This is a genomic window from Stenotrophomonas sp., assembly GCF_050737075.1.
Classification (GTDB): Bacteria; Pseudomonadota; Gammaproteobacteria; order Xanthomonadales; family Xanthomonadaceae; genus Stenotrophomonas.
In genome coordinates this window covers 1-22,397 of the sequence record NZ_JBOHXV010000011.1, presented here as the reverse complement: position 1 = coordinate 22,397, position 22,397 = coordinate 1, and the positions used below count along the sequence as shown (strand labels likewise).

At 65.3% G+C, this 22,397-nt stretch carries 21 protein-coding genes; 7 read left to right on the top strand and 14 right to left on the bottom strand.

What is annotated here, in order from left to right:
* Positions 1-25: 25 nt before the first annotated feature.
* The 5 genes from ACREPD_RS04170 to ACREPD_RS04150 all read right to left on the bottom strand — a co-directional run bounded on the left by ACREPD_RS04170 (position 26) and on the right by ACREPD_RS04150 (position 3,839).
* Complete coding sequence (locus ACREPD_RS04170) at positions 26-721, bottom strand: hypothetical protein (protein ID WP_431598158.1); 696 nt, start codon at positions 719-721, stop codon at positions 26-28.
* Positions 722-880: 159 nt separating this feature from the next.
* The gene (locus ACREPD_RS04165) at positions 881-1,141 is read right to left on the bottom strand and encodes a hypothetical protein (protein ID WP_421567088.1); all 261 of its coding nucleotides are present in this window, start codon (positions 1,139-1,141) and stop codon (positions 881-883) included.
* A 121-nt stretch (positions 1,142-1,262) separates the two neighbouring features.
* Positions 1,263-1,760 carry a helix-turn-helix domain-containing protein gene (locus ACREPD_RS04160; protein ID WP_431598129.1) on the bottom strand — a complete coding sequence of 166 codons (498 nt, stop codon included), beginning with the start codon at positions 1,758-1,760 and terminating at the stop codon, positions 1,263-1,265.
* 83 nt (positions 1,761-1,843) lie between these two features.
* Positions 1,844-3,001, bottom strand: coding sequence for an FAD-dependent oxidoreductase (locus tag ACREPD_RS04155; protein WP_431598128.1), 1,158 nt, complete (start codon positions 2,999-3,001; stop codon positions 1,844-1,846).
* A gap of 364 nt (positions 3,002-3,365) precedes the next feature.
* Positions 3,366-3,839: a hypothetical protein gene (locus ACREPD_RS04150; protein ID WP_431598127.1), complete on the bottom strand. Its 474-nt coding sequence runs from the start codon at positions 3,837-3,839 to the stop codon at positions 3,366-3,368.
* Between the two features lie 70 nt (positions 3,840-3,909).
* Here ACREPD_RS04150 and ACREPD_RS04145 point away from each other — a divergent pair, with 70 nt between their 5' ends.
* The 3 genes from ACREPD_RS04145 (at position 3,910) to ACREPD_RS04135 (ending at position 6,739) form a co-directional block, all read left to right on the top strand.
* A complete protein-coding gene (locus ACREPD_RS04145) occupies positions 3,910-4,293 on the top strand; it encodes a hypothetical protein (protein ID WP_431598126.1) in 384 nt (127 codons plus the stop codon).
* A 39-nt stretch (positions 4,294-4,332) separates the two neighbouring features.
* Positions 4,333-5,463, top strand: coding sequence for a helix-turn-helix domain-containing protein (locus ACREPD_RS04140; protein WP_431598125.1), 1,131 nt, complete (start codon positions 4,333-4,335; stop codon positions 5,461-5,463).
* A 94-nt stretch (positions 5,464-5,557) separates the two neighbouring features.
* Positions 5,558-6,739 (top strand): nuclear transport factor 2 family protein, encoded by a 1,182-nt coding sequence (locus ACREPD_RS04135; protein WP_431598124.1) that lies wholly within the window; start codon positions 5,558-5,560, stop codon positions 6,737-6,739.
* 9 nt (positions 6,740-6,748) lie between these two features.
* On the opposite strand, the gene ACREPD_RS04130 is transcribed toward ACREPD_RS04135, so the two are convergent.
* From ACREPD_RS04130 to ACREPD_RS04100, 7 genes are all read right to left on the bottom strand, one after another.
* The gene (locus ACREPD_RS04130) at positions 6,749-7,675 is read right to left on the bottom strand and encodes a polysaccharide deacetylase family protein (RefSeq protein WP_431598123.1); all 927 of its coding nucleotides are present in this window, start codon (positions 7,673-7,675) and stop codon (positions 6,749-6,751) included.
* A 106-nt stretch (positions 7,676-7,781) separates the two neighbouring features.
* On the bottom strand, positions 7,782-9,296 hold the full coding sequence (locus ACREPD_RS04125) for a DUF1254 domain-containing protein (RefSeq protein WP_431598122.1): 1,515 nt from the start codon (positions 9,294-9,296) through the stop codon (positions 7,782-7,784).
* A gap of 118 nt (positions 9,297-9,414) precedes the next feature.
* Entirely contained in the window at positions 9,415-9,732 is a 318-nt protein-coding gene (locus ACREPD_RS04120) for a hypothetical protein (protein WP_431598121.1), read from the bottom strand.
* Between the two features lie 561 nt (positions 9,733-10,293).
* The gene (locus tag ACREPD_RS04115) at positions 10,294-10,584 is read right to left on the bottom strand and encodes a hypothetical protein (protein ID WP_431598120.1); all 291 of its coding nucleotides are present in this window, start codon (positions 10,582-10,584) and stop codon (positions 10,294-10,296) included.
* Between the two features lie 118 nt (positions 10,585-10,702).
* Complete coding sequence (locus tag ACREPD_RS04110; protein ID WP_431598119.1) at positions 10,703-11,323, bottom strand: hypothetical protein; 621 nt, start codon at positions 11,321-11,323, stop codon at positions 10,703-10,705.
* Positions 11,324-11,448: 125 nt separating this feature from the next.
* The gene (locus ACREPD_RS04105; RefSeq protein ID WP_431598118.1) at positions 11,449-12,831 is read right to left on the bottom strand and encodes an aldehyde dehydrogenase family protein; all 1,383 of its coding nucleotides are present in this window, start codon (positions 12,829-12,831) and stop codon (positions 11,449-11,451) included.
* A gap of 35 nt (positions 12,832-12,866) precedes the next feature.
* Positions 12,867-14,522, bottom strand: a complete 1,656-nt coding sequence (locus ACREPD_RS04100; RefSeq protein WP_431598117.1) for an acetolactate synthase large subunit — start codon at positions 14,520-14,522, stop codon at positions 12,867-12,869.
* A 266-nt stretch (positions 14,523-14,788) separates the two neighbouring features.
* Here ACREPD_RS04100 and ACREPD_RS04095 point away from each other — a divergent pair, with 266 nt between their 5' ends.
* Positions 14,789-15,235: a hypothetical protein gene (locus ACREPD_RS04095; RefSeq protein ID WP_431598116.1), complete on the top strand. Its 447-nt coding sequence runs from the start codon at positions 14,789-14,791 to the stop codon at positions 15,233-15,235.
* Between the two features lie 14 nt (positions 15,236-15,249).
* Here the strand turns inward: ACREPD_RS04095 and ACREPD_RS04090 are convergent, their stop codons facing one another.
* The gene (locus ACREPD_RS04090; RefSeq protein ID WP_431598115.1) at positions 15,250-16,059 is read right to left on the bottom strand and encodes an alpha/beta hydrolase; all 810 of its coding nucleotides are present in this window, start codon (positions 16,057-16,059) and stop codon (positions 15,250-15,252) included.
* 477 nt (positions 16,060-16,536) lie between these two features.
* On the opposite strand from ACREPD_RS04090, the gene ACREPD_RS04085 reads away from it, so the two are divergent.
* From ACREPD_RS04085 to ACREPD_RS04075, 3 genes are all read left to right on the top strand, one after another.
* Positions 16,537-16,956, top strand: a complete 420-nt coding sequence (locus tag ACREPD_RS04085) for a DUF2628 domain-containing protein (RefSeq protein ID WP_431598114.1) — start codon at positions 16,537-16,539, stop codon at positions 16,954-16,956.
* A gap of 140 nt (positions 16,957-17,096) precedes the next feature.
* A complete protein-coding gene (locus tag ACREPD_RS04080; RefSeq protein ID WP_431598113.1) occupies positions 17,097-18,527 on the top strand; it encodes an FAD-containing oxidoreductase in 1,431 nt (476 codons plus the stop codon).
* 41 nt (positions 18,528-18,568) lie between these two features.
* Positions 18,569-18,724: a hypothetical protein gene (locus tag ACREPD_RS04075; RefSeq protein WP_431598112.1), complete on the top strand. Its 156-nt coding sequence runs from the start codon at positions 18,569-18,571 to the stop codon at positions 18,722-18,724.
* 764 nt (positions 18,725-19,488) lie between these two features.
* On the opposite strand, the gene ACREPD_RS04070 is transcribed toward ACREPD_RS04075, so the two are convergent.
* Positions 19,489-22,397: autotransporter outer membrane beta-barrel domain-containing protein (locus tag ACREPD_RS04070; RefSeq protein ID WP_431598111.1), on the bottom strand; the 2,909-nt coding region annotated here is incomplete at its 5' end.

Sequence of the window (22,397 nt, the reverse complement as noted above, 5' to 3'; positions counted from 1 at the left end):
CAGCATTGGGTGGGTCGGTCGCGGGTTACTTGCCCGCGCCGGCACTGTTGCCGCCGTCATTCTGCGCGGTCGCGCGGCTCTTCGCGAAGTCCGGGAAGGTTTCCGCAAGCGACTGCGTGTCCGGCAGGATGTAGAACACGCCACCCTTCTCGAACGTCGGCTGGATGACGCGCGCGTAGAAGTCCGGGTTGACGTTGATGCAGCCGTGCGTGACACGGTTGTCGTCCGGCGACGGCGACTCGAGGCGTTCGACACGCCGCTCGGCCGCAACGCCCATCGCGGTGGGATGCATCGAAATCGCACTGTCGTAGTCCACCCACAGCACGCGCCCGGCGTCGAGCGAGGGCCCGTACCCGCCAATGAAGCGGCCTGCCGGGGTGGTACGGTCCTGGCCCGGAATTTCCTTGAGCGCATAACCGGTGACGCCCGGCGCCGTATGATCGCCGACCGCGGAGCCGAACAGCCCCGGCGTGGCGCCCAGCAGCTTGCCGTTACCGTCGAAGACGAAGATCTGTGCAGCGCCCTTGTCCATCACCGCGAAGGGATAGCCTTCGGTGTCCCGGCTTGCCTTGATCCAGCCGGCAAGCTGGATGACCGTGTCGGACACGGGCTGGTCGGGCGGAAGCTGATCGTTCGAGGGCGCTGCGGCGGTTGCCGCCGGTTCGGTCGGCTCCTGGGTACGGGCCACGGCGGGGCCGGCCAACGCCAATGCCAAGGCCAGCGCCAGAGCGCCACAGGTAGCTCGGAGTGCGGGGTAATGGGACATGTTGATGGGGGAATTCCTTGGAGCCACTACAGGGTAAAGCAAAGATGCCGGTGGCCAGTACAGGCCACCGGGTCTCCGGTTTCATACGTTCGTTACATCACACGCAAACAGCGATCAACCGCGCGGCTGGCGCTTCGGCGGGACCTGTTCGAGACGCTGCACGCGGCTCTCGATCTGGTCCAGACGCTGGTTGGCCTGCTGTGCCGACTGGTTCGCCGATTCGGCACTCTGGGCTGCGCCCTGGACCTTGGTGTCCAGCGAGTCGAGGCGCGAGTTGATCGTCGCGAACTCTTCCTTATAGGTGGCGCAGCCGCCAAGGCCCAAGGTGGCAACAAGGGCCACGCCCAGCACCACATTCTTCTTGGTCATCATCATTCCAGTACTCCTTCTCGGGTTCAGGTAAATTGCGCCCCCCATGCAGCGAGATGATGGCGCTGCAAGGCGTACATGGACTGTGAAGACCCTGAAGCCCGATTCAGCCGGCTTTTCGGCTGCGTCATTGAAACAAGCCTTCGCGAACCAAACCGAACCTATTGCCTAGTGCCGCAATGTTCTTCCAGACGAGCTGCGGAGCCACGCGCCCCTCGCTGGCCGCTTCTTCCACCGCCACTACCAACAATGGAATAGGCGCCTCCTCAAGGAATTTGGCCACTTGAGGTACGAACTGCTGAGGAAGATCGCCGCTTGCTAGTACCTGGCCCAAATCCCCGGGGCTGAGCGGGGTCTTGTAGCTCACATTTGCGGTGTTGGCTGCCATCCATAGCGCCCTCTTGTCATTGCGAGGGCAGAGAGACGGGGTTCCCGGCGTCAGGCCAAGCACGTTCATTACCTGGCAAAGACGGTTGAAGCCAAGATCGTTGAGGCTACCGCTTTCAAGGCCGCTGATGGTCTGCCTTGTCAGGCCGGACAGCTTGGCAAGCAGAGACTGCGAGAGCCCCAATTGGGACCGCCGTGCCTTGATGGAGCCGCCTATTTGAGCGAGGTGAGTAATCATCTTGGCCCCCAATTGTATGTCCAATATTTTGGACACCATACGCCAGTCCCGCAGCGAATTGGGCCGCTAGCGCCTGGCAGGCCTCAGGGCCCGCCGAACAGGCTCACAACGCTTTGCGGTGCGTTGTGGCCGAAAAAACTCACATGGTTGAGGGCGGCCTGCTGCGCCGCTGCCGTGCTCCGCGGGAACAATGCACCCTCGTACTGCTCAAGAGCAGCCGCCAGGTCGGCAGGATTTCCGGCGATGGCCAGCCCCAGCTCGGCGCCATCCAGAATGGCGAGGTTGGCGCCCTCCCCTGCGAATGGGGACATCAGGTGGGCGGCATCGCCAAGCAGCGTGACACCACTTGTTCGCGTCCACCGGTGGTCGACAGGCAGGGCATGAATCGCCCGGACTACAGGATCGACATCACTGCGACTCGCCAGCGCCAGCAGCGGGGCAGCCCACCCTTCAAAAGCAGCGGCAACGCATTCAAGCGCTGCGGCAGTGCGATGGATATCGACCGATCCAAACCACTCCTGTGGTCTGTTCAAGGCAACATAGGTCTGCAGCGATCCGTCGGCATGGCGGTGCGCGAAAATGCCTTTGCCCGGCGCCACCGCCATCAGCGTGCCACGTCCGATTGCCTCAGCCAGCGCCCTGTGCGTGGTGTCGCCCTCACGAAGGCGCAGTTCCACGAAGGTCGTTCCGCTGTAAATGGGCACTGCATCGGAAAGCGGCGGCCGAATGCGAGACCACGCGCCATCGGCGCCAACCAACAGGTCGGTGGTCGCGCGCGTCCCGTCGGCGAACATGATCTCGTGCACCCCACCCTCGGTGCGCACGGCCTGCCCGACCTTGTGGCCCCAGCGAATGACCCCAGGCGGAAGCGAGTCGATGAGCAGTTGGCGCAGTTGGCCACGATCCACTTCAGGTCGAGCGGCGTCGCCGGTTGCTGGCTTGTCCAACAGGATCGTGTTGCTGCTGTCGACGATGCGCTTCGCATCCTCGCCAGGCAGCACCAGGGCGAGGAATTCCTGGTATAGACCGGCAGCCTTCAAACCCCGCTGGCCGCTGTGTGTGTGGAGATCGAGCAGGCCGCCCTGGGGGCGCGAGTACGGTGATGGCTCGGCTTCATAGACGGTGGCCTCGATACCGTGAACATGCAGCACGCGCGCGAGGGTCAAACCGCCCAGCCCGGCACCCACGATGGCGATGCGGGAAGCTGCAGGCGGCGCGGGGGTGCAATGGGATGACGTCATGGCAAGTTCCATTCAATACAGGCCCGTGTGCGCTTGAACGCCAAGGACTGTCATGGCGGGGAAGATCCCCAGGAACCGCTCGAGACCTGCAGTGGCCGCAGGTATCACGTGTGCGCGACGGCGAGGGTGTGGCACCAAGGGCGCCAGACGTGCAGGCCGTCGTTTTTCGCGGAAGTGGCGGCCATTATAGAACGCAGCCCGCAAGCGGGCATACTCCTGCGATCGCGCTGGGCATGCTGGCGCTCGCCATCGCCTCGTCCTCGCCTGACTCTATACCCAGCATGTGCGCCTGTGGGCGGGTCCGGTCTGGGTGTCCATCCAGTTGATCTGGCTGGCGTGTCTGTGCGGCCGGAATGCTGCCAGTTCACCTGCACTGTTCGGCAATATCGATGCCGTCCCGATGCTTCAGGATGAAGGCCTCCAGTCCCGTCGGCTCGCCATGGATCAACTCCGATACCGCAGGTCGACCCTCAGGGGTAAGTTGGGCGTACAGATGCTCTCGAAACGCCCGAAGACCGGGCGCACGTTGATCGACGTTTCCAAACGAGTGGGCAGTGAGCAATATCGGGCCATTGTCGATCAACAGCAGAGGCACACCCTTGCAGGTGAATTCGAAGGAGGCACCTCGATCAGGCCCGAGATGCACCCTGATTCCTTTCGATTCAACCGTTTTTGAAAAGGCTGACGCGTCGTCGCGAATCACTTTGTACTCTTCCACGGTCAAGGTCCTGAACGTGGAAAGTTTGGACTCAAGACCGGTGGGAAAGAGCACCCAGACAAGTGCAGCTGCGAGGGCAGTCGCCACAGCAATCAGGATCAACGGAAAGAGTGTTCTCATTTTCTCGCCTTGATCTGGCCCGCGGCTCCGGACTTTTCCAGCCACTGGGCAGCGAGGATGATATATCGGCATGGCGGTGTCCACGCCAACCAACAGATCGGATGCGACGTCAATAATATGGCGCATCGTTGATATTGACGACCGCGAGAGGATTCTTCAGGATTTGGAGTCCACTACAGGGAGTTCATACATGCTCGTGTCTGCAGTTCTTGCACTTTCGCTTTCCGGTATCGTCAGCCAGGCCCAGCTCGCCACCACGGCGGACGCCGCCGCTCCCGCAAAGGCCGAAAGCTGCGATGCAGTAAGCGCCAGGATGACGCGTCCGAACATGACGGCCGCGGAGCAGAACAAGATGATGGACGCTGTTTCCGCGTGCTACGCACAGGAAGATGCCGACCGCGAAAAGGCCGAAGCGTCCAAGCCGAAGGAAAAGGGCGTCAACCTCTGGGATTGAGCGACAGCAAGACCGGAACGTGATCCAGGACCCCGCCCCGTGGCGGGGTTTTTCGTTGCTGCCCGGGAGGGCATACTCGACAGCACCAAACGGGGTAATCAGGCCAGCATGCCAGCGTCCTACCTGCTCTTCTTCTTCGCCGGCCTGGGCACCTTCAACGGCGTGGCACTCGCGCTCTATCTGCTTTGCCGGCAGCCGGTCCGGCCTGTGCACTACTGGCTGGCCGCGCTGGTGCTGATGCTGAGCCTGCGCACGGGAAAGTCCGTGCTGTTCTATTTCTGGCCCGACATCTCCAAGCTGGTGCTGCAGGTGGGGCTGACCGCCTGTTTCTTCATCGGCATCTGCCTGATCGGTTTCGTGCGCGCCTGGCTCGACCCCGAGCGCAGGCGCACCCGGCATGATGTGGCGGTCGCGCTGGGCCTGCTGGTGCTCGCCGCCGCCTTTGGCCTCGCCTACCCCTATACCCAGCATGTGCGCCTGTGGGCGGGTCCGGTCTGGGCGTCCATCCAGGCGATCTGGCTGGCGTGTTTGCTGGTGTCCGCCGGGCTGTTCCTGCGCGCCCCACGGCCGGGCAGCGCCGCCGGCGCGTCCGGTGCACCTGATCGCGCCCTGGTGGCCTCGGTCATCGCGGGCGTGGCGGTGATCTGGCTGGCGTATGCCACCGCCGGAATGACGTCGTACATCCTCGGCGCGCTGTCCTTCTCGCTCGTGCTCTACCTGAGCATCACCGTGGCGATGGCCCGGCGCAGACCTCGCGCGGTTGCCGCGCCGTCCCCCGCCGCCGAGCCCTATCGGGACCGCAAGATCGCGCCGGCTGACGCCGAGGCGACCCTGCGCTCCCTGCACGTTCTGATGGTCGAGGAGGGCCTGTACAAGGATGCCCGGCTGACCCTGCCCAAGCTCGCCCGGCGCCTCAGCATCCCCCCGGCACGCCTGTCGCAGCTGCTCAACGACAACCACGGCAGCGCGTTCAAGCCCTACCTGGCGCGGATCCGGGTGGAGGCGGCCAAGCAACTGCTCCGCACACAGGCTGCGGTGCCGATAGACCAGGTGGCGGAGGCGTCCGGCTTCCTGTCCCTCTCCAGCTTCTACAGCAGCTTCAACAAGCTGGAGGGAACCCCGCCCGGCGCCTGGCGGCAGGCCCAGCTTCGCGCGGAAGCGGCTTCCTGAAACGCGTTCCAGGATTCCGCAATTACGCTTGAGGAGATTGATTCATAAGGGTTTCCGCCAGACTTCCAGGCACCTTTCGAGCGGAGTCTGCTGCATGTCTGTATCCCCTTCCCTGCCGGTAACCGCCGGTTTCATCTCCCTGCCGGCACGCGTCGCCGCCTGGCTCGTCATCGCGGTCGGCTGCCTCACGCTGCTGTTCTCCCCCCGCGCGCACGCCGATCCGGACACGGACAGCCGGGAGGTCGCCGCGGTCATCCAGGACTACCTGCACGGCAGTTCCTACAACCAGCCCGATCAGCTCCGGCGCGCCTTCTACCCCGATGCGCGGCTGTACCTGAGCCAGGGAACCGACGGCATGCGCGAGGTAAGCATCACCGACTACGCCAACGGCTTCGCCAGCAACCCGGGGCAGTTCAACGGCCGCGTCGGCCGCCTGCTGGGCGTCCAGGTCGAGGGCAACATCGCCACCGCCAAGGCCGAGATTCTGATCGCCAAGGCACAGGCGCGCTTTGTCGACCTGTTCCTGCTGAAGAAGCTGGAGGGCCGCTGGCAGATCATCAGCAAGACCGCCACCCGCGAATCGACGCCCGCCCATGGCCGCCAGGTGGTGCTGGTGGTTTCCAATGTAGACACCATGCCCGGTACTCGCCTTTCGGCCGGCAACAGCTTCTCGGAACTGATCCACGCCTATGCCGGGTTCCGCGAAGCTGGTTACAGCGTGCAGTTCGTCAGCCCACAGGGCGGCGCCGTGCCGCTGGCCTACATCGATACCCGCAACCCGGAGCACAAGGCCGGCGTCTACGATGCGGACATGATGTGGGCGCTGGCCAACACACAGCGGCCGGACGAGTTGAATCCCGCCGAGTACGCCGCGCTGATGTACATCGGCGGCAGTGCGGCGATGTACGGCGTGGCCGAGCACCCGGGGCTGCAGGCGCTGGCGGTGCGCATCTACGAGCAGCAGGGTGGCATCGTCGCGGCCGTGTGCCACGGCAGCGCGGGGCTGGTGAACCTGACCCTGTCGGATGGCTCCGCGCTGGTGGCGGGCAAGCGGGTCACCGGCTATCCCGATGCGTTCGAGGACATGGGCGCGCCCTACTACAAGACCTTCCCGTTCTCGATCGAGCAGCGGCTGCGGCAGGGTAAGGGCCGCTTCGCCCATGGCGCCCGCGGCACGGCGCATGTGGAGGCCGATGGCCGGCTGGTAACCGGCATGAACTGGGAATCCACCCCCGGCGTGGTGGCGGCGATCGTCAAGCAGCTGGACGCCGAGTAGCCGGGGCGGTTACTCCCCTTCCCGCCCGGCAAGGGCCATCACCCAGCCGGGCACCATGGGTTCGTCCGCATAGAACGCCTTGGGCACCTTTTCAGCCATGGCCCAGCGCTGGATCCAGCCCATGCCGGCGCCCCCGTTGTAGCCGTCTTCGTATTGGTACGCCGGGTCCTGCAGCGCGGTTTCCAGCGAGATGAAGTGGTAGCCGCGCCGCTGGGTAGCGGCTACCAGTTCCTCAACGCAATCGGCGTTGAGCGCGTTGGCGTGCATCAGCCACACCTGTGCCGGCAGCCGGCCGAGCAGCTGCTGCGAACGTTGTTCGTAATAGTCCAGCTTGTTGAGCATGTACGGCACGTAGCCACGGCGAAGCTGCCGCAGCAGGGCGTCGCGCTTGGCGGGGTCGGTCTCGGTATCGCGCACATGGTCATAGGCGAAGGCCCAGATCCACTCGCTGTTGTCGATGGTGACCGGGGCGATCTGATACCCATGCTGCTGCAGGAACGTGGACAGCGCGGCGCGGGTTTGCGGCGACTGCCCGGCATGCAGGTACGGGGGCCGGAACCAGCGCGGCACCTGCCCGGTCTCGGCCAGCAGCGGGCGCAGGGTGGCTTCGCCGCGCAGGATGTCCTGCTCGTAAGCCTCCAGCGTCATCGCGCGCAGGTCCACGTGGCCGAAGGTGTGGTTGCCCAGCTCGAACCCGGCATCGCGCCAGTCGCGCAGCATCTGCACCCGTGCAGGCTGCACCTGGCCGTCGACCTCGAGCTTGGCCTCGTTGACGAAGCCCACCACTGGCACCTCCGCCCGCTTCAAGGCGGCGATCAACTGCGCATGTTGGGCCGCCAGTTCGGGCTCGGCGCGTTCGCCCAACCGCTGCCAGGGGAGATCGTCGATGGTCAGCGCGATGCGCCGGTCCGGCTCAGCCGCGTGGGTGGCACCCACAATGCACAGTAATGCCAGCAGACCACACCGCACAAATCCATTACGCACGCACCGCTCCCGCCACGATTCCTACGGCAGCATAGCGTCGTGGGGTGTGGCCCACAAATCAGCGCTGGCGCACCACGTCTGGCAGTGCGTAGCTGCTGTCGAGTATCGACGCCTCTGGAACATACGCGCGCACGATCAGCGCGAAGGCATCGCGCGGTGCGGGCAGCCAGTTGGCTTTCTCCGCCGCGCTCGTCGGCTCGTCACTGGCGAGCACGAGCGTTAGTGAGCCGTCATCAGCGAACTGAAGTTCATTGGCGTCGAGGTTGACGGTGCCGATGTTGTGCCGGCCGTTGGGGCTCTCCGCCAGCATGTAGTAGTCCTTGTCGTACATGGTGAGCGACCAGAAACCGCCGCGTGCCCGGTCTACCGGAGGCAGCGCATCTTTCTCGAAACGCATCGTGTAGCGGTAGCGGCCGTTGAGCAGCGCGCCCTGCGCGTCGGTACCCCGAATGAGGTACGCCGCTTCGGTGAAGTCGTTGACGTAGATGTAGATCACTGCCGCCTGTGCCCGGCTCAACCAGTCGCTCCCCCAGCGCCCGCCATTGGTCTGGCGCTGCCAGCCATTGCCCACCGGCGTGCCCACCTGTTCGTAGCGCGCCCCAGCGAACAGCTCGTTGTCGGCCACCAGGGCGGCGCGGTCCAGCAGCGCCTTCCATGCCGGCGTGCTGTCGCGCAGGGCGAGCAGCGTGCGCGCCTGCTCGGCCATGGGTGCATCATCCGGACTCACCTGCGGGTTGGCATCCAGCGCCCGTTTCAGGTCGTCCCAGAAGGTCTCACCGTGGACGGGGCGCGTGCGCAGGATGTCCGGATCGGCCGCGAGGATCTCCGCGTTGAGATCCGGCGGGTACACCTTGTTGCGCGCGCTCGCCTCGCAGTCGAACTTGCGCAGGCCAGGGCGATCCTCGCTCAACGGGGTCGCGCCCAACTGGTTCAGCACGGCGCGGGCCTGTGCCTTGCCCTCGGGGGTGCGGGCCGCGAAGCTGCGTGCCATTACCACCGCAACATCGGTGGGCGAGCGCAGTACGCCGGCGAAACCCACCGGTGCTTCACCCTGCCAACCCGGTCCAACCAGCAGGTACTTGCCGGCAGGGGTCGCGGATGCGGAGCCCAGCTGATGGGTGACGGTCGTAAAGGCGTCGACGATCTGGATGGTCCAGTAGTGACCCGGCGGCACATCGTGGGGCGTCTGCACCACGATGGGTTCCTCGCCCAAGTCAGCAAAACAGGCGCCGTAGATGGTGTCGTTGTTGGGCGTCACGATCTTGCGTTGTGCAGCCGGCAGGTAGTCGTCCACATAGCCCATGTGGTTCTTGGGCGAGCCCGGGAACAGGCCCATGGCCATGCCCGGCCCATGGCCTTTCATCAGTTCCCAGGTGCTGGTGCGGCGGAAGGTGTTGACCAGGGGGTGGCCCCATATGTAGATCACGCGCGCCAACGCTTCGGCATAGTGGTGGCTGGCTACGCGCGCCGGCACGGCAGCGCCGTTGGCGAGGTCCGGGTGCGCGGGTGAGAACGCCGCTACCTGGGCGGGATGCGATGCCGACGTGCCGCCGGGATTCCGGGTGCTGGCCATGCTGGTGCTCCGAAGGTCGCGTGTTGCACAGGAGAAGACATGACACCCAGCATCGCGGGCACGGTGTGGGGCAACAAGCGAAATGCCACCTATGGGCGCTCAGTAAAAGTACTGGCGCTTACTGTTTGTCGAGTGCCACGCGCGTCCTCGCAGATCTGCGGTAGGCGACCGTCGCGACATCGGCGGCCACCGGCTCATCCACCGTCAGCAGGATGGCGCCTGGCTTGGTTTCCACATACAGGCGCATGCCGGGCTCGATGCCAAGGGCATGAATCCACAGGCCGCGGAGTTTCAGGCACGGGATGGGCGGGCAACCCGGATAGGTTTCGAGACCGTCGTGATGCAGCGCGTTGGTCATGATGCTCTTGGGCTTGCGCCACCAGAGCTTTTGACGGGCTGCTTCGTTGGTGGATGCGGTAGTGAAATGGTTGGACATGGTGACCTCCTTCAGGAAGCATCCCTCGCCGGGATGGCGAGGGAGTCGGGAGGTTAAGAACCGTAACGAGACCGGCGCGACGTATTTCCACGGGGGTGTTTTATTTCGCCACCCTCCCGACGCGGGGAGTTCAACTTCGTACATCTCGTTGGAGTTCTTAAGCTCCGAAGTGCAACCGTGTCGCGGGCGTGAGAATAACGGAAGTTGGCTGGATCATCTGATCGCAGTCTTCTGATGGAGGCCGTCTATGCGGGCGTCCGTTTACGCCATTTGCAGAGAAATCCGTGTGGTGCCGCGCATTATTGGCGGGAGGGGATCACGCATTGGATGGTGACCTCGTCTCAGTCGGCGAATCGCGAACTTGAGATGGTGTGACGCATTCGGCGTTGGATGCGCGAACGTCTCCAACAGCAGCGGACTAACAGTCCGCTCTACCCCGTCGGGGTGTGAGGCAGTCGGGGTGTGAGGCAGTCGGGGGGTGAGGCAGTCGGGGTGTCGGGCAGCCGGGGTGTCGGGCAGTCGACGCGGCGGGGTTTTGTTTCCCGTTGGGGTTTTGCTTCTCTACGCGCGCGTCAGTGCGATCCAGCGGTAGCAGGTGTAGACAATGACGGCGGCCAATGGTGCCAGGCTCAGCCAGAGCGGGAGCTTCAACATGAACATCATGAGCGCGCCGATGGTCAGGGCCAGCATCGACAGCCCGATCACCCAGGCGTCGAATACCACTGTGTCCGCTGCGTCCCGACCCCAGGAATTCGCCGGGCGGCCGTTCGCAGCGCGCTTCCGGCGCACCACCCATATGTCGGTCACGAAATCGACGACGCCTTCCAACAGGTCACCAATGAGGCCAGACATGGTCAATCCTTGAGCGGCAAGCTGAATACGCCGATCTTCAAGGCAGTGCAGTGGCCCGTCAAGCGCCCAACCGGGGCAGGGGTAGACCCACCCTGCCCCGGGCCTCCCCCGCCGTTATTCAGGGACTGTCGCGGCGAATGCCCAGCGCCACGGCTTCGGTATAGGAAATCTTCAGCAGATCGCCCCGCTTCACACTGGGCAGCTTCGCCCGCAGGTCGGGGCGCTCGACGGCGATGAGCTGCGTATTGCCGCGCGGTCCCCGCAGGGCAATGGTGTTGGCCACCGGGTCCACCGCCGCCACCTCGGTGACGATCTCGATGGTGCTGGAGCGTGCCCCGCCGGGGGTGGCGCCCCGGATCGGCACCGTGCCGGCCTGCGACTTGGTCACGCCTACTGCGGCACTGCCCGCCGGCTGCAGATCCAGGGCGACGGCGGCCGTGTATTCGAGGGTCACGCTGTCGCCTACCTTCAGCTGGCTGAAGTTGCGCACGTCGGCGCCCGCCAGGACATCCACGCTGCTGCCGTCGGCTCCCGCGACCGTCACCACGCGGGTGCGGGCATCAATGGCGGTGATCCGCCCCTGCAGGGTGATTCCGGCAGAAGCGGCCGTCATCGGGCCGGGCATGGACCGGGGCGCGGGTGGCGCGGCCTCCGCCGCCGGGGGCGTGCTCTGGCACCCACCGGTGGCGAGCGCGACAACAACGAGCGTGACGAATGACGACAAGGCAAGAAGGCGCATGGAAATCTCCAGAACGGGGCAGCGGCAGATGCGCTCATTGCATCAGCTGCCCTGCCCCGGCGCGCCCGTACTACTACTGTGCCGCGCCCAGAAAAGTTACCAGCCCTGCCCTCACCCTACGTGCCTCAGCTCCTGCGCATGAGGATCATCTTCTCCTGCGACATGTCCCGCATGGTGTACGGAATGCCGCCGGTGCCGTAGCCCGATTCCCGGCGGCCCGCGAAGGGCATCCAGTCGGTGCGGAACGCGGTGGGGTCGTTGATCATCACGGCGGAGGCATCGAGCCGGTTGGCCGCGCGCATGGCGATGTCGATGTCCTGGGCGAAGACGCTTGCCTGGAACGCGGTGGGCAGCGCGTTGGCGCGCGCGATGGCGTCGTCGAGCTCTTCATAACGATACACCGCCACCACCGGGCCGAAGACCTCCTGCGTGGTCACCCGTGCGTCATTCGCCGGATTGAGCAGGACCGTGGGCTGCAGCGTCGTTTCGGAGAGGCGCTTGCCCCCCGTCGCGAGCTGGGCGCCGCCCCGCACTGCCTCGTCGATCCATTCAGCCACCCGGTCGGCCTCGCGCGGCTGGATCAGCGGGCCGACTTCGGTGTCTTTGAAGGTGGGGTCGCCGGTACGCAGTTTCTCGACCCGGGCGATCAGCGCCTGGGTGAAGTCGTCGGCGATGGCGTTGTGCACGAAGATACGTTGGGTGGAAACGCACACCTGCCCTGCGTGGTAGTAGCCGCCCTTGACGATGGGCTCGATGATCTTGCCCAGGTCTGCGCTGCGGTCGACGATGGCCGGCGCCACGCCGCCATGTTCCAACGCCGAACGCGCGCCGTGGGCCAGCTTGGCGTGCAGCGACCAGCCCACCTTTGCCGAGCCGATGAAGCTGAGGAAGGCGACGCGCTTGTCGGTCACCAGCGCCTCGGCCAGTTCGTTGCCGTCCGGCACGAAGGTCTGGCACCACGGCTCCGGCAGGCCGGCCTCGTGGACCATCGCTACAAGCTCAAGACAGGACAGCGGCGTGGTGGAGGCCGGCTTGATGATGACCGGGCAGCCCACGGCGATGGCCGGTGCGACCTGGTGCACGATCAGGTTCAGCGGGTGATTGAACGCCGAGATCGCCGCCACAATGCCGATGGGTTCGCGGGTGGTGAACGCCCAGCGGTTCTCGGCCGCGGCTGACAGGCCCATCGGAATCTCGCGGCCGGCAAAATTACGCAGTTCGTCGGCCGCGTTGTGCACGCCGTCGATGGCCCGGGTGGTCTCGACGATGGCGTCGGGCAGCGGCTTGCCGCCTTCGCGCGCGATCTGCAGGGCCAGGTGGTCGCGCTTGGCGTCCATCAATGCGGCCAGCCTGCGCAGAATCGTGATGCGCTGGTGCGGCGCGAGCCAGCCGTCGCGATCCTTGAATACCCGTTCGGCGGCGCTGAGCTTGCGCTCCAGCGCGGCGGCATCGTCGAACGGAATCTCTGCGATGGGCGCGCGGTCGAAGGCTTGTACAACGGTCAACATCATGAATTCCTTGTGTGGGGCAATGAGGCGGCCGCTTACGCGCAGCCTACGTCAGGCGTGCGGTTGCGCAGTTCGTTCACCAGCACCCGCGTGTTCTCGGAATAATCGATGGGTACATCCAGCAGGTGCACGCCGCCGCCGGCGAACGCGGCCTCGATCATGGGAACCAGCTCCTCTACCGCAGTGACCCGGCTGCCCTTCGCGCCATAGGCCTCGGCGTAGCGGACGAAATCGGGATTGCCGAAGCGCATGCCGAAGTCCTCGAAGCCATCCACGGCCTGCTTCCAGCGGATCATGCCGTAGGCGCTGTCGTTGAGGATGATCACCACCAGGTTGAGGCCCAGCCGCACGGCGGTTTCCATCTCCTGCGAGTTCATCATGAAGCCGCCATCGCCGCAGACCGCCAGCACGCGGCGCGTGGGGTACAGCATCGAGGCCATCATGGCCGACGGCAGGCCGGCGCCCATGGTGGCCAGCGCGTTGTCCAGCAGCAGGGTGTTGGCCACATGGGTGCGGTAGTTGCGGGCGAACCAGATCTTGTACATGCCGTTGTCGAGGCAGACGATGCCGTCTTCCGGCATGGCCTGGCGCACGTCATGCACCAGCCGCTGCGGGGTAACCGGGAAGCGGTCCTCCTCGGAACGGTCGTTGAGGCGGGCCAGGATCTTCTGCCGCAGTTCCACCATGCCCGGGTCTTCTGCCAGCTTGCCTTCCAGCCGCCCGGCAAGGGCATCGACGGTGGCGCCGATGTCGCCGATCACTTCGATATCGGGGTGGTAGACCTGTTCGACCGTGGCGGACTGGAAGCCGATATGCACGACCTTGGGGCCGCCGCTGCTCTTCATCAGGAATGGCGGCTTCTCGACGGTGTCATGGCCGATGGCGATGATCAGGTCCGCGCGCGCGACGGCCTCGTGGACGTAGTCGCCCTCGGAGAGCGCGGCGGTGCCCATGTACAGGTTGGAACCGCCGGTTACGGCGCCCTTGCCCATCTGGGTGTTGAAGAACGGCAGGCGGGTGCGCCCGACGAACGCGGAAAGCGACTCGGTCAGCCACGGCCGGCTGGCGGCGGCGCCGATCATCACCAGCGGTCGCTTGGCGGCCAGGATCGCCGCTTCTGCCCGATCGAGCGCGGCAGCATGGGCGACGGGGCGCTCCAGTGGGTGAACCGGAATCACCGGTACATCGTCCACGTCCTCGCCGGCGATGTCCTCTGGCAGTTCCAGATGCACCGGGCCCGGCCGCTCCTCCATGGTAACGCGGAAGGCATCACGCACGGTGGAGGGAATGGCGGCGGCGCTGACGATCTGCCGGGTCATTTTCGTGAGCGGCTTCATCGACGCCACGATATCCACGATCTGGAAGCGCGCCTGCTTGGCGCTCATTACGGCCTTCTGGCCGGTGATGAGAATCATCGGCCACGCCCCCAGGTGCGCATAGGCGGCACCGGTGGAGAAGTTCAGGGCGCCGGGGCCGAGCGTGGCCAGGCAGACACCGGGCCTGCCGGTCAGGCGGCCGTGGGTGGCCGCCATGAAGGCGGCGGCTTGTTCGTGCCGAGTGAGCACCAGTTCGATGCGTGAGTTTCGCAGCGATTCCAGGAAGTCGAGGTTTTCCTCGCCCGGTACGCCGAAGATGCGGTCTACGCCCTCGTTTTCGAGTGCGGCGACCAGCAGGTCTGAGCCCTTGGGCATTGCGTCGATCCTTGCGGTGATGAACTCCGGGGAGTTCGGTGCCATGGGGAAACGTGGTGTGGATCGACTATACGCTCGGCCCTGTGTACGCCCTTATGAACAACGGCATCGCCTAGCGGGACGGTGAGGTCCACCGTTGGGCCTTGTCTGGGCGAACCGTAGATTTACTGGGCGGCGCTCCGCATTGACACGCATGCACCCAAGGCGCGCAGGCAGCAGAATCCTGGCTATGGGCAGCACGCCTATTCACTTCCCTGGAGCCTGCAATGAACCTCACTCTTCATCGCACCGCCCTGCTGCTGGCGGTGGCCAGTTCGGCACTGGGCCTTTCCTCCCCCGCCACCGGCCAATCACCGGCTGGCGCACCCGCGAAGGCGGCCGCGCCCCAGGCCGAGCGCCCGCGCGCATCGAACAAGTGGCGGATCGTGTTCGACGAGCGCGCCAAGTCCGATGGCACCATCAGCTTCCGGATATGGCCCAAGGATGGCGCGCCACTGCAGGTCGACGTGGCCGTGATCGACGGCCAGTCGGAGAACCACATTGCCCAATCGGCCCGTGACGCGCTGCGGGTCGCACTCGGAAAAGGCTTCCATGTGGAAGTCGACGACGGCGAGGATGTGCTGGTGAAGGCCCGGCACGGCACGGGCGACTTCGGGCTGCAGCTCATCGGCAACACCGCACGCGACGTGGATATCAAGCTGCGCCGCGAGTAAGGGGCCGCGCTGCACTAACCGCCTGATCCCGGTGTCTTGCCAAGCAGGTACTTCAGCCCATGCGTGAGCCCGCGTGGCGCCACGCTCAGGTGGTCTTCGTCGTTGAGCACGTCCAGCTTCAGGCGCAGCGACGGGTACCGGCGTGCCCGCAGGGCCGCGTCGATCTGCTTTGCATCGGCCACCATGTCCGCGTCGTTGCCGAAGGCCGGCGCCTCATACTCGCCAACATACATGTAGACCGACGCGGCCAGGTCGCCATGCCCACGCGCGTAGTCCTTCTCGAACCGTGCCATGACGTTGCGGTCGTACCAGAATGACGGGCTGCCCACGATGTAGCCGGAGAACATGCCGGGGTCGGTGAACAGGATCTGCGTGCCCAGCAAGGCACCATACGAGTGGCCCAGCAGCAGGCGCCGGGCTTCATTGGTGCGGTAGTGGCTGGCCACGAACGGCAGCGCCTCGTTCTTCAGGTAGGTGATGTAGGCACCTGCGCCGCCATGAACGGCATCTGCCGGCGCACTGCTGGGGCCATTGGCGGTGGGTGTGTAGTCACGGCGTCGGCTGGTCATGCCATCGTCGCCTACCGCGTATGACAGGCCCACCAGGATGAACTCCTCCAGCTTCGGCCCCTCCACGTTCAACCGCCGCCCGATCTGCCTTGCCAACGGGAACGCGTAATCGGCATCGGTGACATACAGGACGGGGTACCTGCGCCCAGGAGATTCCGCATAGGAGGGCGGAAGCGCGACAAACACCTGGTAGGTGCGCCCGGAGACAGGGTCCGGAACGTTCCATACTTCGCTGCCGACCACTTCGTAGGGCATCCCATCGCCCCGTTGCCCGCCCAGGGCGGAGGCTTGGGCCGGAGCGTGCCCGACGGCAGCCGCTGCATCACGCGCGGGTGCGGCTGGATTCGCTTCGGTAGCGCTGGAACAACCGGAAAGAAACAAAAGAAGAACAGTACCCCACAACAGATTTTTCAACGCGCGCTCCCTGAAAATCGGATCCGTCTGATTCAGTGCCGACACCCGCTGATGCATCATTGCTGCGGGCGCTGCGACCGGCTTCATTACCGCGATGATATCGAATCGCACCGCCCAGAACGAACAAGCATGGATTGCTGGTTGGGTGTGCTGGCTTCGGCCAGCACACTTTTTCGTGTTCGATCGTTCGTGCATTCGATCTCATCGTCAGCGCCGGCGACCTCGCCACGGCATCATTCTAGGACGTGACTGATATCGCGAATGCATCTTGGGAGTCAAGATTCCGCCCCTTGATCAAACACAAAGGAGCGGTACGCAGTGGAAACCCCGTTGTACAACAACTATCCCGAAAAGTGGCGCGAGCGATTCCAGTTCTTCGACGCCCACGGCGCACCCAACTCCCCGTCTTACAAGGCTGCCTTCAAGGCACTGCCCTTCCTGGGGCGGATCAAGATCCAGAGCAGCATTCTCGCCTTCCTGTTCGGCCCCATCTACTTCTTCATCCTGGGTCTTTGGCGCAAGGCATTGGTTGGGCTGGCGCTTACGCTGGGCATGATCGTCGTTGCCGCGCTGCTCTACACTTTCCTGGGTGCCGACAGCGGCATTGCCAATGTTGTATCGCGCGTGCTCGGCCTTGCCCTGACATTGATCTACACGACCACCGCCAACTACGCCTACTACCTGAAGGAAGTGAAGGGCTCGGATGGCTGGAACATCTTTGAAGGGCTCCGGCTCTAACGCTTCGGCATCAAGTGAACCGGCATTGGCCCTGTGGGGGCCAATGACCCCGCCTTGACCTCTTCCACGCACGCCCTCCCCGATACTGGGTGCCACACCGGCGCACCCTGCCACGTCGGGACCACATGAGGGAGTCGCCAATGCCAACCAACACCCCGTCGAAGGACGCCACCGGGCCTGCCCGCCCCTTCGACGCCATCATCATCGGCACCGGCCAGGCCGGTCCGTCATTGGCAGGCCGGCTCGACGCGGCGGGCATGCGCGTGGCGATCATCGAACGTCACCTGGTCGGCGGCACCTGCGTGAATACCGGCTGCAAGCCGACCAAGACCTTGGTGGCCAGCGCCTATGCCGCGCAGATGGCCCGGCGCGGTGCCGACTACGGCTTCTCCGCCGGCCCGGTCAGCGTTGACATGCAGGTGGTGGAGGCGCGTGCCCGCAAGGTCATTCTCGATTCGCGCAAAGGCAACGAGGACTGGTTGGCCGGCATGGCCGGCGTGGAACTGATCCGTGGCCACGCCCGCTTCGAGGGGCCTGGCGTGGTCGCGGTCAACGGCGAGCGACTCGCGGCGCCGCGCATCTTCATCAACGTGGGTGGGCGGGCGTCGGTGCCGGACATGCCCGGCCTTGCCGACGTGCCATACCTGACCAACAGCAGCATCGTCGAGCTCACTACCCTGCCCCGCCACCTGGTGGTCGTCGGCGGCAGCTACATCGGGCTGGAATTCGCGCAGATGTACCGACGCTTCGGCGCAGAGGTGACGATTCTCGAGCGGTCGGACCGGCTGATCTCCCGCGAGGACCCCGACATCTCCGACGCGGTACGCGGCATTCTGGAAGATGAGGGCATTCAAGTGCACACGGGCGCGGACCAGATGGCGTTCAAGCGCGTGGAGGGTGGCGTCGGCGTGAGCTTCAAGACCCGCGACGGTGAAACCGAGGTGGTCGGAAGCCATGTCCTCATCGCGATCGGGCGCCGCCCCAATACCGACGACCTGGGCCTGGACAGCGCAGGAATCGAGCGCGACGCCCGGGGCTACATCACGGTGGACGACCACCTGCAGACCTCCGTGCCGGGCATCTGGGCGCTGGGCGACTGCAACGGACGTGGCGCCTTCACCCATACCGCCTACAACGACTTCGAGATCGTGGCGGCCAACCTGCTCGATGGCGAGGACCGTCGAGTCAGCAGCCGGGTGCCTGGCTACGCGCTGTACATCGATCCACCGCTGGGGCGGGCCGGCATGTCCGAAACCGAGGCCGCAAAGACCGGTCGCCCCCTGCTCTTCGCCAAGCGCGAGATGACCCGGGTTGGCCGTGCCGTGGAGAAAGGCGAATCCAAGGGCTTCATGAAGGTGGTTGCCGACGCCGAAACACGTCGGATCCTCGGCGCGGCGATCCTCGGCACGGGCGGTGACGAGGCCATCCACGGCATCCTTGACATGATCAGCGCCGACCGCCCCCTGGACGAGCTGCGCTGGGCCGTGCCGATCCACCCCACGGTTTCCGAACTGATTCCCACGCTGCTGGTGGATCTTGCGCCAGCGCCATCGCCATCGCCGGGAAGCTGACCCACTGCGCGCTGGAGATCGAGCATGGGGTCTTGCGGCACATGGATGCCACCGTTGCTGGGCAGATCCAGATCCAGCACGAGTCCAACGGCCAGCGAAAACAGCAATATCAGCAAGGTGGTGGAGGTACGCTGGCGCACCCGTTCGTAACCCAGCAACCCGGCGGCAAACAGCGCGAACAGGAACAGCATCCTTAGGATGCGGTGGGGAATGTGGTCCTGCCGTGCCGCGAACCGCTCGCCGGCCAGGTCGATGGATTCATTGGTGGTGGTGACCATCAGGCCTGCACGCGGCGTGTCACGGAATGAGGCAGTCGCCGACATCACCGCTGCCCACAGCTCACCCTGAAGGACGGTGGTCCGCGCGTACTGCTCCACTTCCTGGCGTGCGCCTTTGGCATTGGCAAAGTCCACGCGAGCGTCGATATAGCGGCGCAGCACAGCGCGCACCCGTTCGGCGTCGGGCGCATCCAGAAGGTCTGTGCGCAGCCAGGTAGTACCCAGGGCATTTGCCTCGCTTACCACCAGCGTCCTGCGTTCGTCGTACCGGCCAAGCGCGAGGGAAAAGGTGAAGCCGATGAGCAGGGCCAACAGCCCAAGAACGGTGTTGGTCGAGAACGCGTCTGTCTCTTCGGCACCGGCAGCCGCAGGTGTTCGCGACCGGCGCAGGTTGCGGCGGGTTCGCAGGAACACCCCAAACTCCCGGGCCGCGATCAATGCCAGAAAGAAGACCATGGTAAGCAGCCACAGCGGCAGGTCGAAAGCGCTTTCAGGCACGTTCATGGGCCATCACCAGCGGTACGCGGGGGTACGTTCGAGGATGGCCGATGGCCCCGCCCTCTGCTTCAGTACTTCTACCGGCCGCCGCCCAGTGAACGATGCACACGACACCCGCCGTGCGCAAACGCAGACAGGCCGTGTGCGAACACACGGCCTGCCGTCTCACACTGCTACGCGGTGGCTTACCAGCTCAGCTTCACGCCGATCTGGCCGTTGACGTCGCGGTAGCCGTTGCTTCCTTCCTGGTAGCCCATCTGGCCCCACCCGCTCCAGCCGTGGCCCAGTTCCAGCTGCGCGCCGACCTTGGCCTCATAGGTGTTGTTCGACAGATCGCGGCTCAGTCGTTCGCCATCCATGGCGATCGTCGAATCGTTGCCACCGCTCCACCAGTTCACCGCCACGAACGGCTGCACGCGGTTGAACTGCGCGGAGGTCGGTCGGCCGTACACACGCGCGCCCAATCGGGTGGTGGTACCGCCGGCGTTGCGGGTCTGCACCACGGTGCCATTGGACTCGACCACATCGTCGCTGCTGAAGTTGCTGTAGATCACCTGGGCCTGCGGCTCCACGTAGACGCCGTAACGCTCGCCGCTGTGCACGTTGAAGGCGTAACCGGCTTCGACCGAGGCCGACCAGACCTTCGAGTCGTACCGCTCGCGGCTCAGGTAATCACCCTTCACCGTGTTGTCGAACGTGCCGTACTGCGCCGCACCGTCCACGTACAGGCCTTCCGGACCGTCGGCATTCTGGAACCAGGTTCCGTAGAGGCCGATGTTCTTGCCGCTCACTTCGCCACGCGCCCTGTAGTCGGTGAACTCGGAGCTGCCGTTGGTGGTTGCACGGCCGTAACCGCCCATCAAGCCGGCATGCACGCGACCTTCGCCCACTGCGAACTGCTTCTCCACACCCATCTGCATCACGTTGGCGTTGCTGTCGATGTCGATCTGGCCGCCGACGGTGCCCGCATCCAAGTTGCCGCTCTGCACGCGCACCCACGCCGCATAGCCCTGCCCGGCATCATTGCGTGCGGTCAGGCCCGGCTCGCCGACACGGTCATGCATCGTGCCCTGGAACATGCGCAGCGCGGCGGTCTGGTTGCCCAGGTAGGCCGCCGGTTCCGGGCGCAGCACCGGCGTCGGAGCCGGCGGGTCGATCACCGGCACCTCCGGGGCGACCGGGGTCGGTACGTCCACGACGGGCGGCGTCGGCAGTGCTTCCGAACGCAGGTACCAGCCACCATCGTCCGGCGTGTTCCTGCCACCCTTCTGCAACGCATAGTCGTACAGGCCACCGACCGCGCGGCCCTGCAGTTCGAACACACCGTCGGAGGCGCCGGCCACGCTGACCAGCTGGATGCCGTTGTCGGTGACCGCACCGGCACCGCCCACGTTCTGCACCTGCACGAACGTCTCGCCGCTGGTGCTGCCGCCAACCACCAGCTTGTCGGTGACCGAATCGTCGCCGCCCAGCACGCTGTTCATCAACAGGGTGCCGCCGTTGCCGACATAGTCGCCCGCCACGGTCAGGGTGGCGCCGGCGACCGGCGCGGCTGCCGAGGTGCCCGCGAAGGCCACCACGCCGGCGTTGGCCAGGCTGGCCATGCCCTGGTCGAAGCCGCCCATGTCCAGGACGGCGGTGGATGCAAGCGCGTAGTCGGCGTTGCTGCTGAAGGCATTGGCAATGCCGGCCTGCAGCATGCCGCCGTCAACGGTCGTGGTACCCGCGTAATCGCTGGCGCCGAGCAGGCGAACCGTGCCCGTGTTGGTCTTGTTGACGGTCAGGTTGCCGCTCATCCCGGCGAGTTCAATCGTGTCGGTATGGTCGAGGTTGATGGTGGCAGTGCCTGCACCGCCGGTGATGCTGTCCGCTTCCAGCGTGCCGGCCAACGCGCCGGTGCCGATGTTGAGCGTTGCCACTGCGTCGGCGCTGCTGGCGAGAGAAACCGCACCGGCCCGCACGGCGGCCTGGTCGGTGATCGTCAAGGTTGCGGTGCCCGCGTTGCCGACAACCAGTGCGCCGTCGATGTTCAACTGCGAGCCTTCTCCGTCCACAGTGACGGTGCCTGCAGCGCCGGCTTCATTGGCGATGGCCGCACCGACACTGGTAACCGTGGCGCCGGATGCGATGCTGAGCGTGCCGGTGCCGGCATCGCCGACCACCAGCTGGCCATCGTTCTGCCACACCGAGTTTGCATCGCTGATGGTGAGCGTACCGGTGGCGCCAGCGTACCTGCCCAGGCGGCCCATCTTGTTCTGGACCAGGCCGCCATCGGCGATGGTGACGCTGCCGGTACCGTTGCCCGACGAACCACCGGCGCCGATTTCGAGCGTGTAGCCGCCATTGGTCCACTGGCTGCCATCACCGGTAACCGTGACCGTACCGGTGCCGGTGCTGTCACCCAGGATGCCGCCCTTGCTTTCCACGATGCCGCCATCGGACACGGTCAGCGTACCGGTTCCCAGCATGCCCACATACAACGCGTCGTCCAGCGTTGCCCAGGAACCGCCATTGCTGACCGTCGCGGTGCCCACGGCGGTGGCATTGTTGCCGATAGTGCTCTTGCCGCCGCGCACTTCGACACGGCCGCCATCGGTAATGGTGAGATCGGCGGTGCCGAAGGAGCCGACGCGGAAGAAACCGCCGTCGCTGCTCAGCAGTGAGTTCGCACCGGCCACCGTGACGTTGCCGCTACCCCTGGCGTTGCGCGCCATTTCCACGCCCTTGGTGGTCACCGTGCCCCCATCTAGCACCTGCAGGTCGCCCGCGGCCATATAGCCGACCGTCATGATGCCGTCGGTCGACCACGTGGACCCTGCGCCGGTCACCGTGGCGGTGCTGGTGGCGCCGCTGGAATCCGTACTGCCGATGACCGAGTAACCGAATGCACTGGGATCGGCCGGTGCGCCGGTGTTCTGCAGCAAGCCGCCGTCTTCGATGAGCAGGTGGCCCGTGCCGGTACCACCGACATTGAAGGTGCCACTGGTGGTCTTCCAGCTGGAACCGGTGCCGCTGATCGTCGCGTTGCCCGTTGCGCCCGTACCGGCGCCAAGGCTGCCCGTGGTGCTGGTGACAGCGGCGCCATCATTGATGA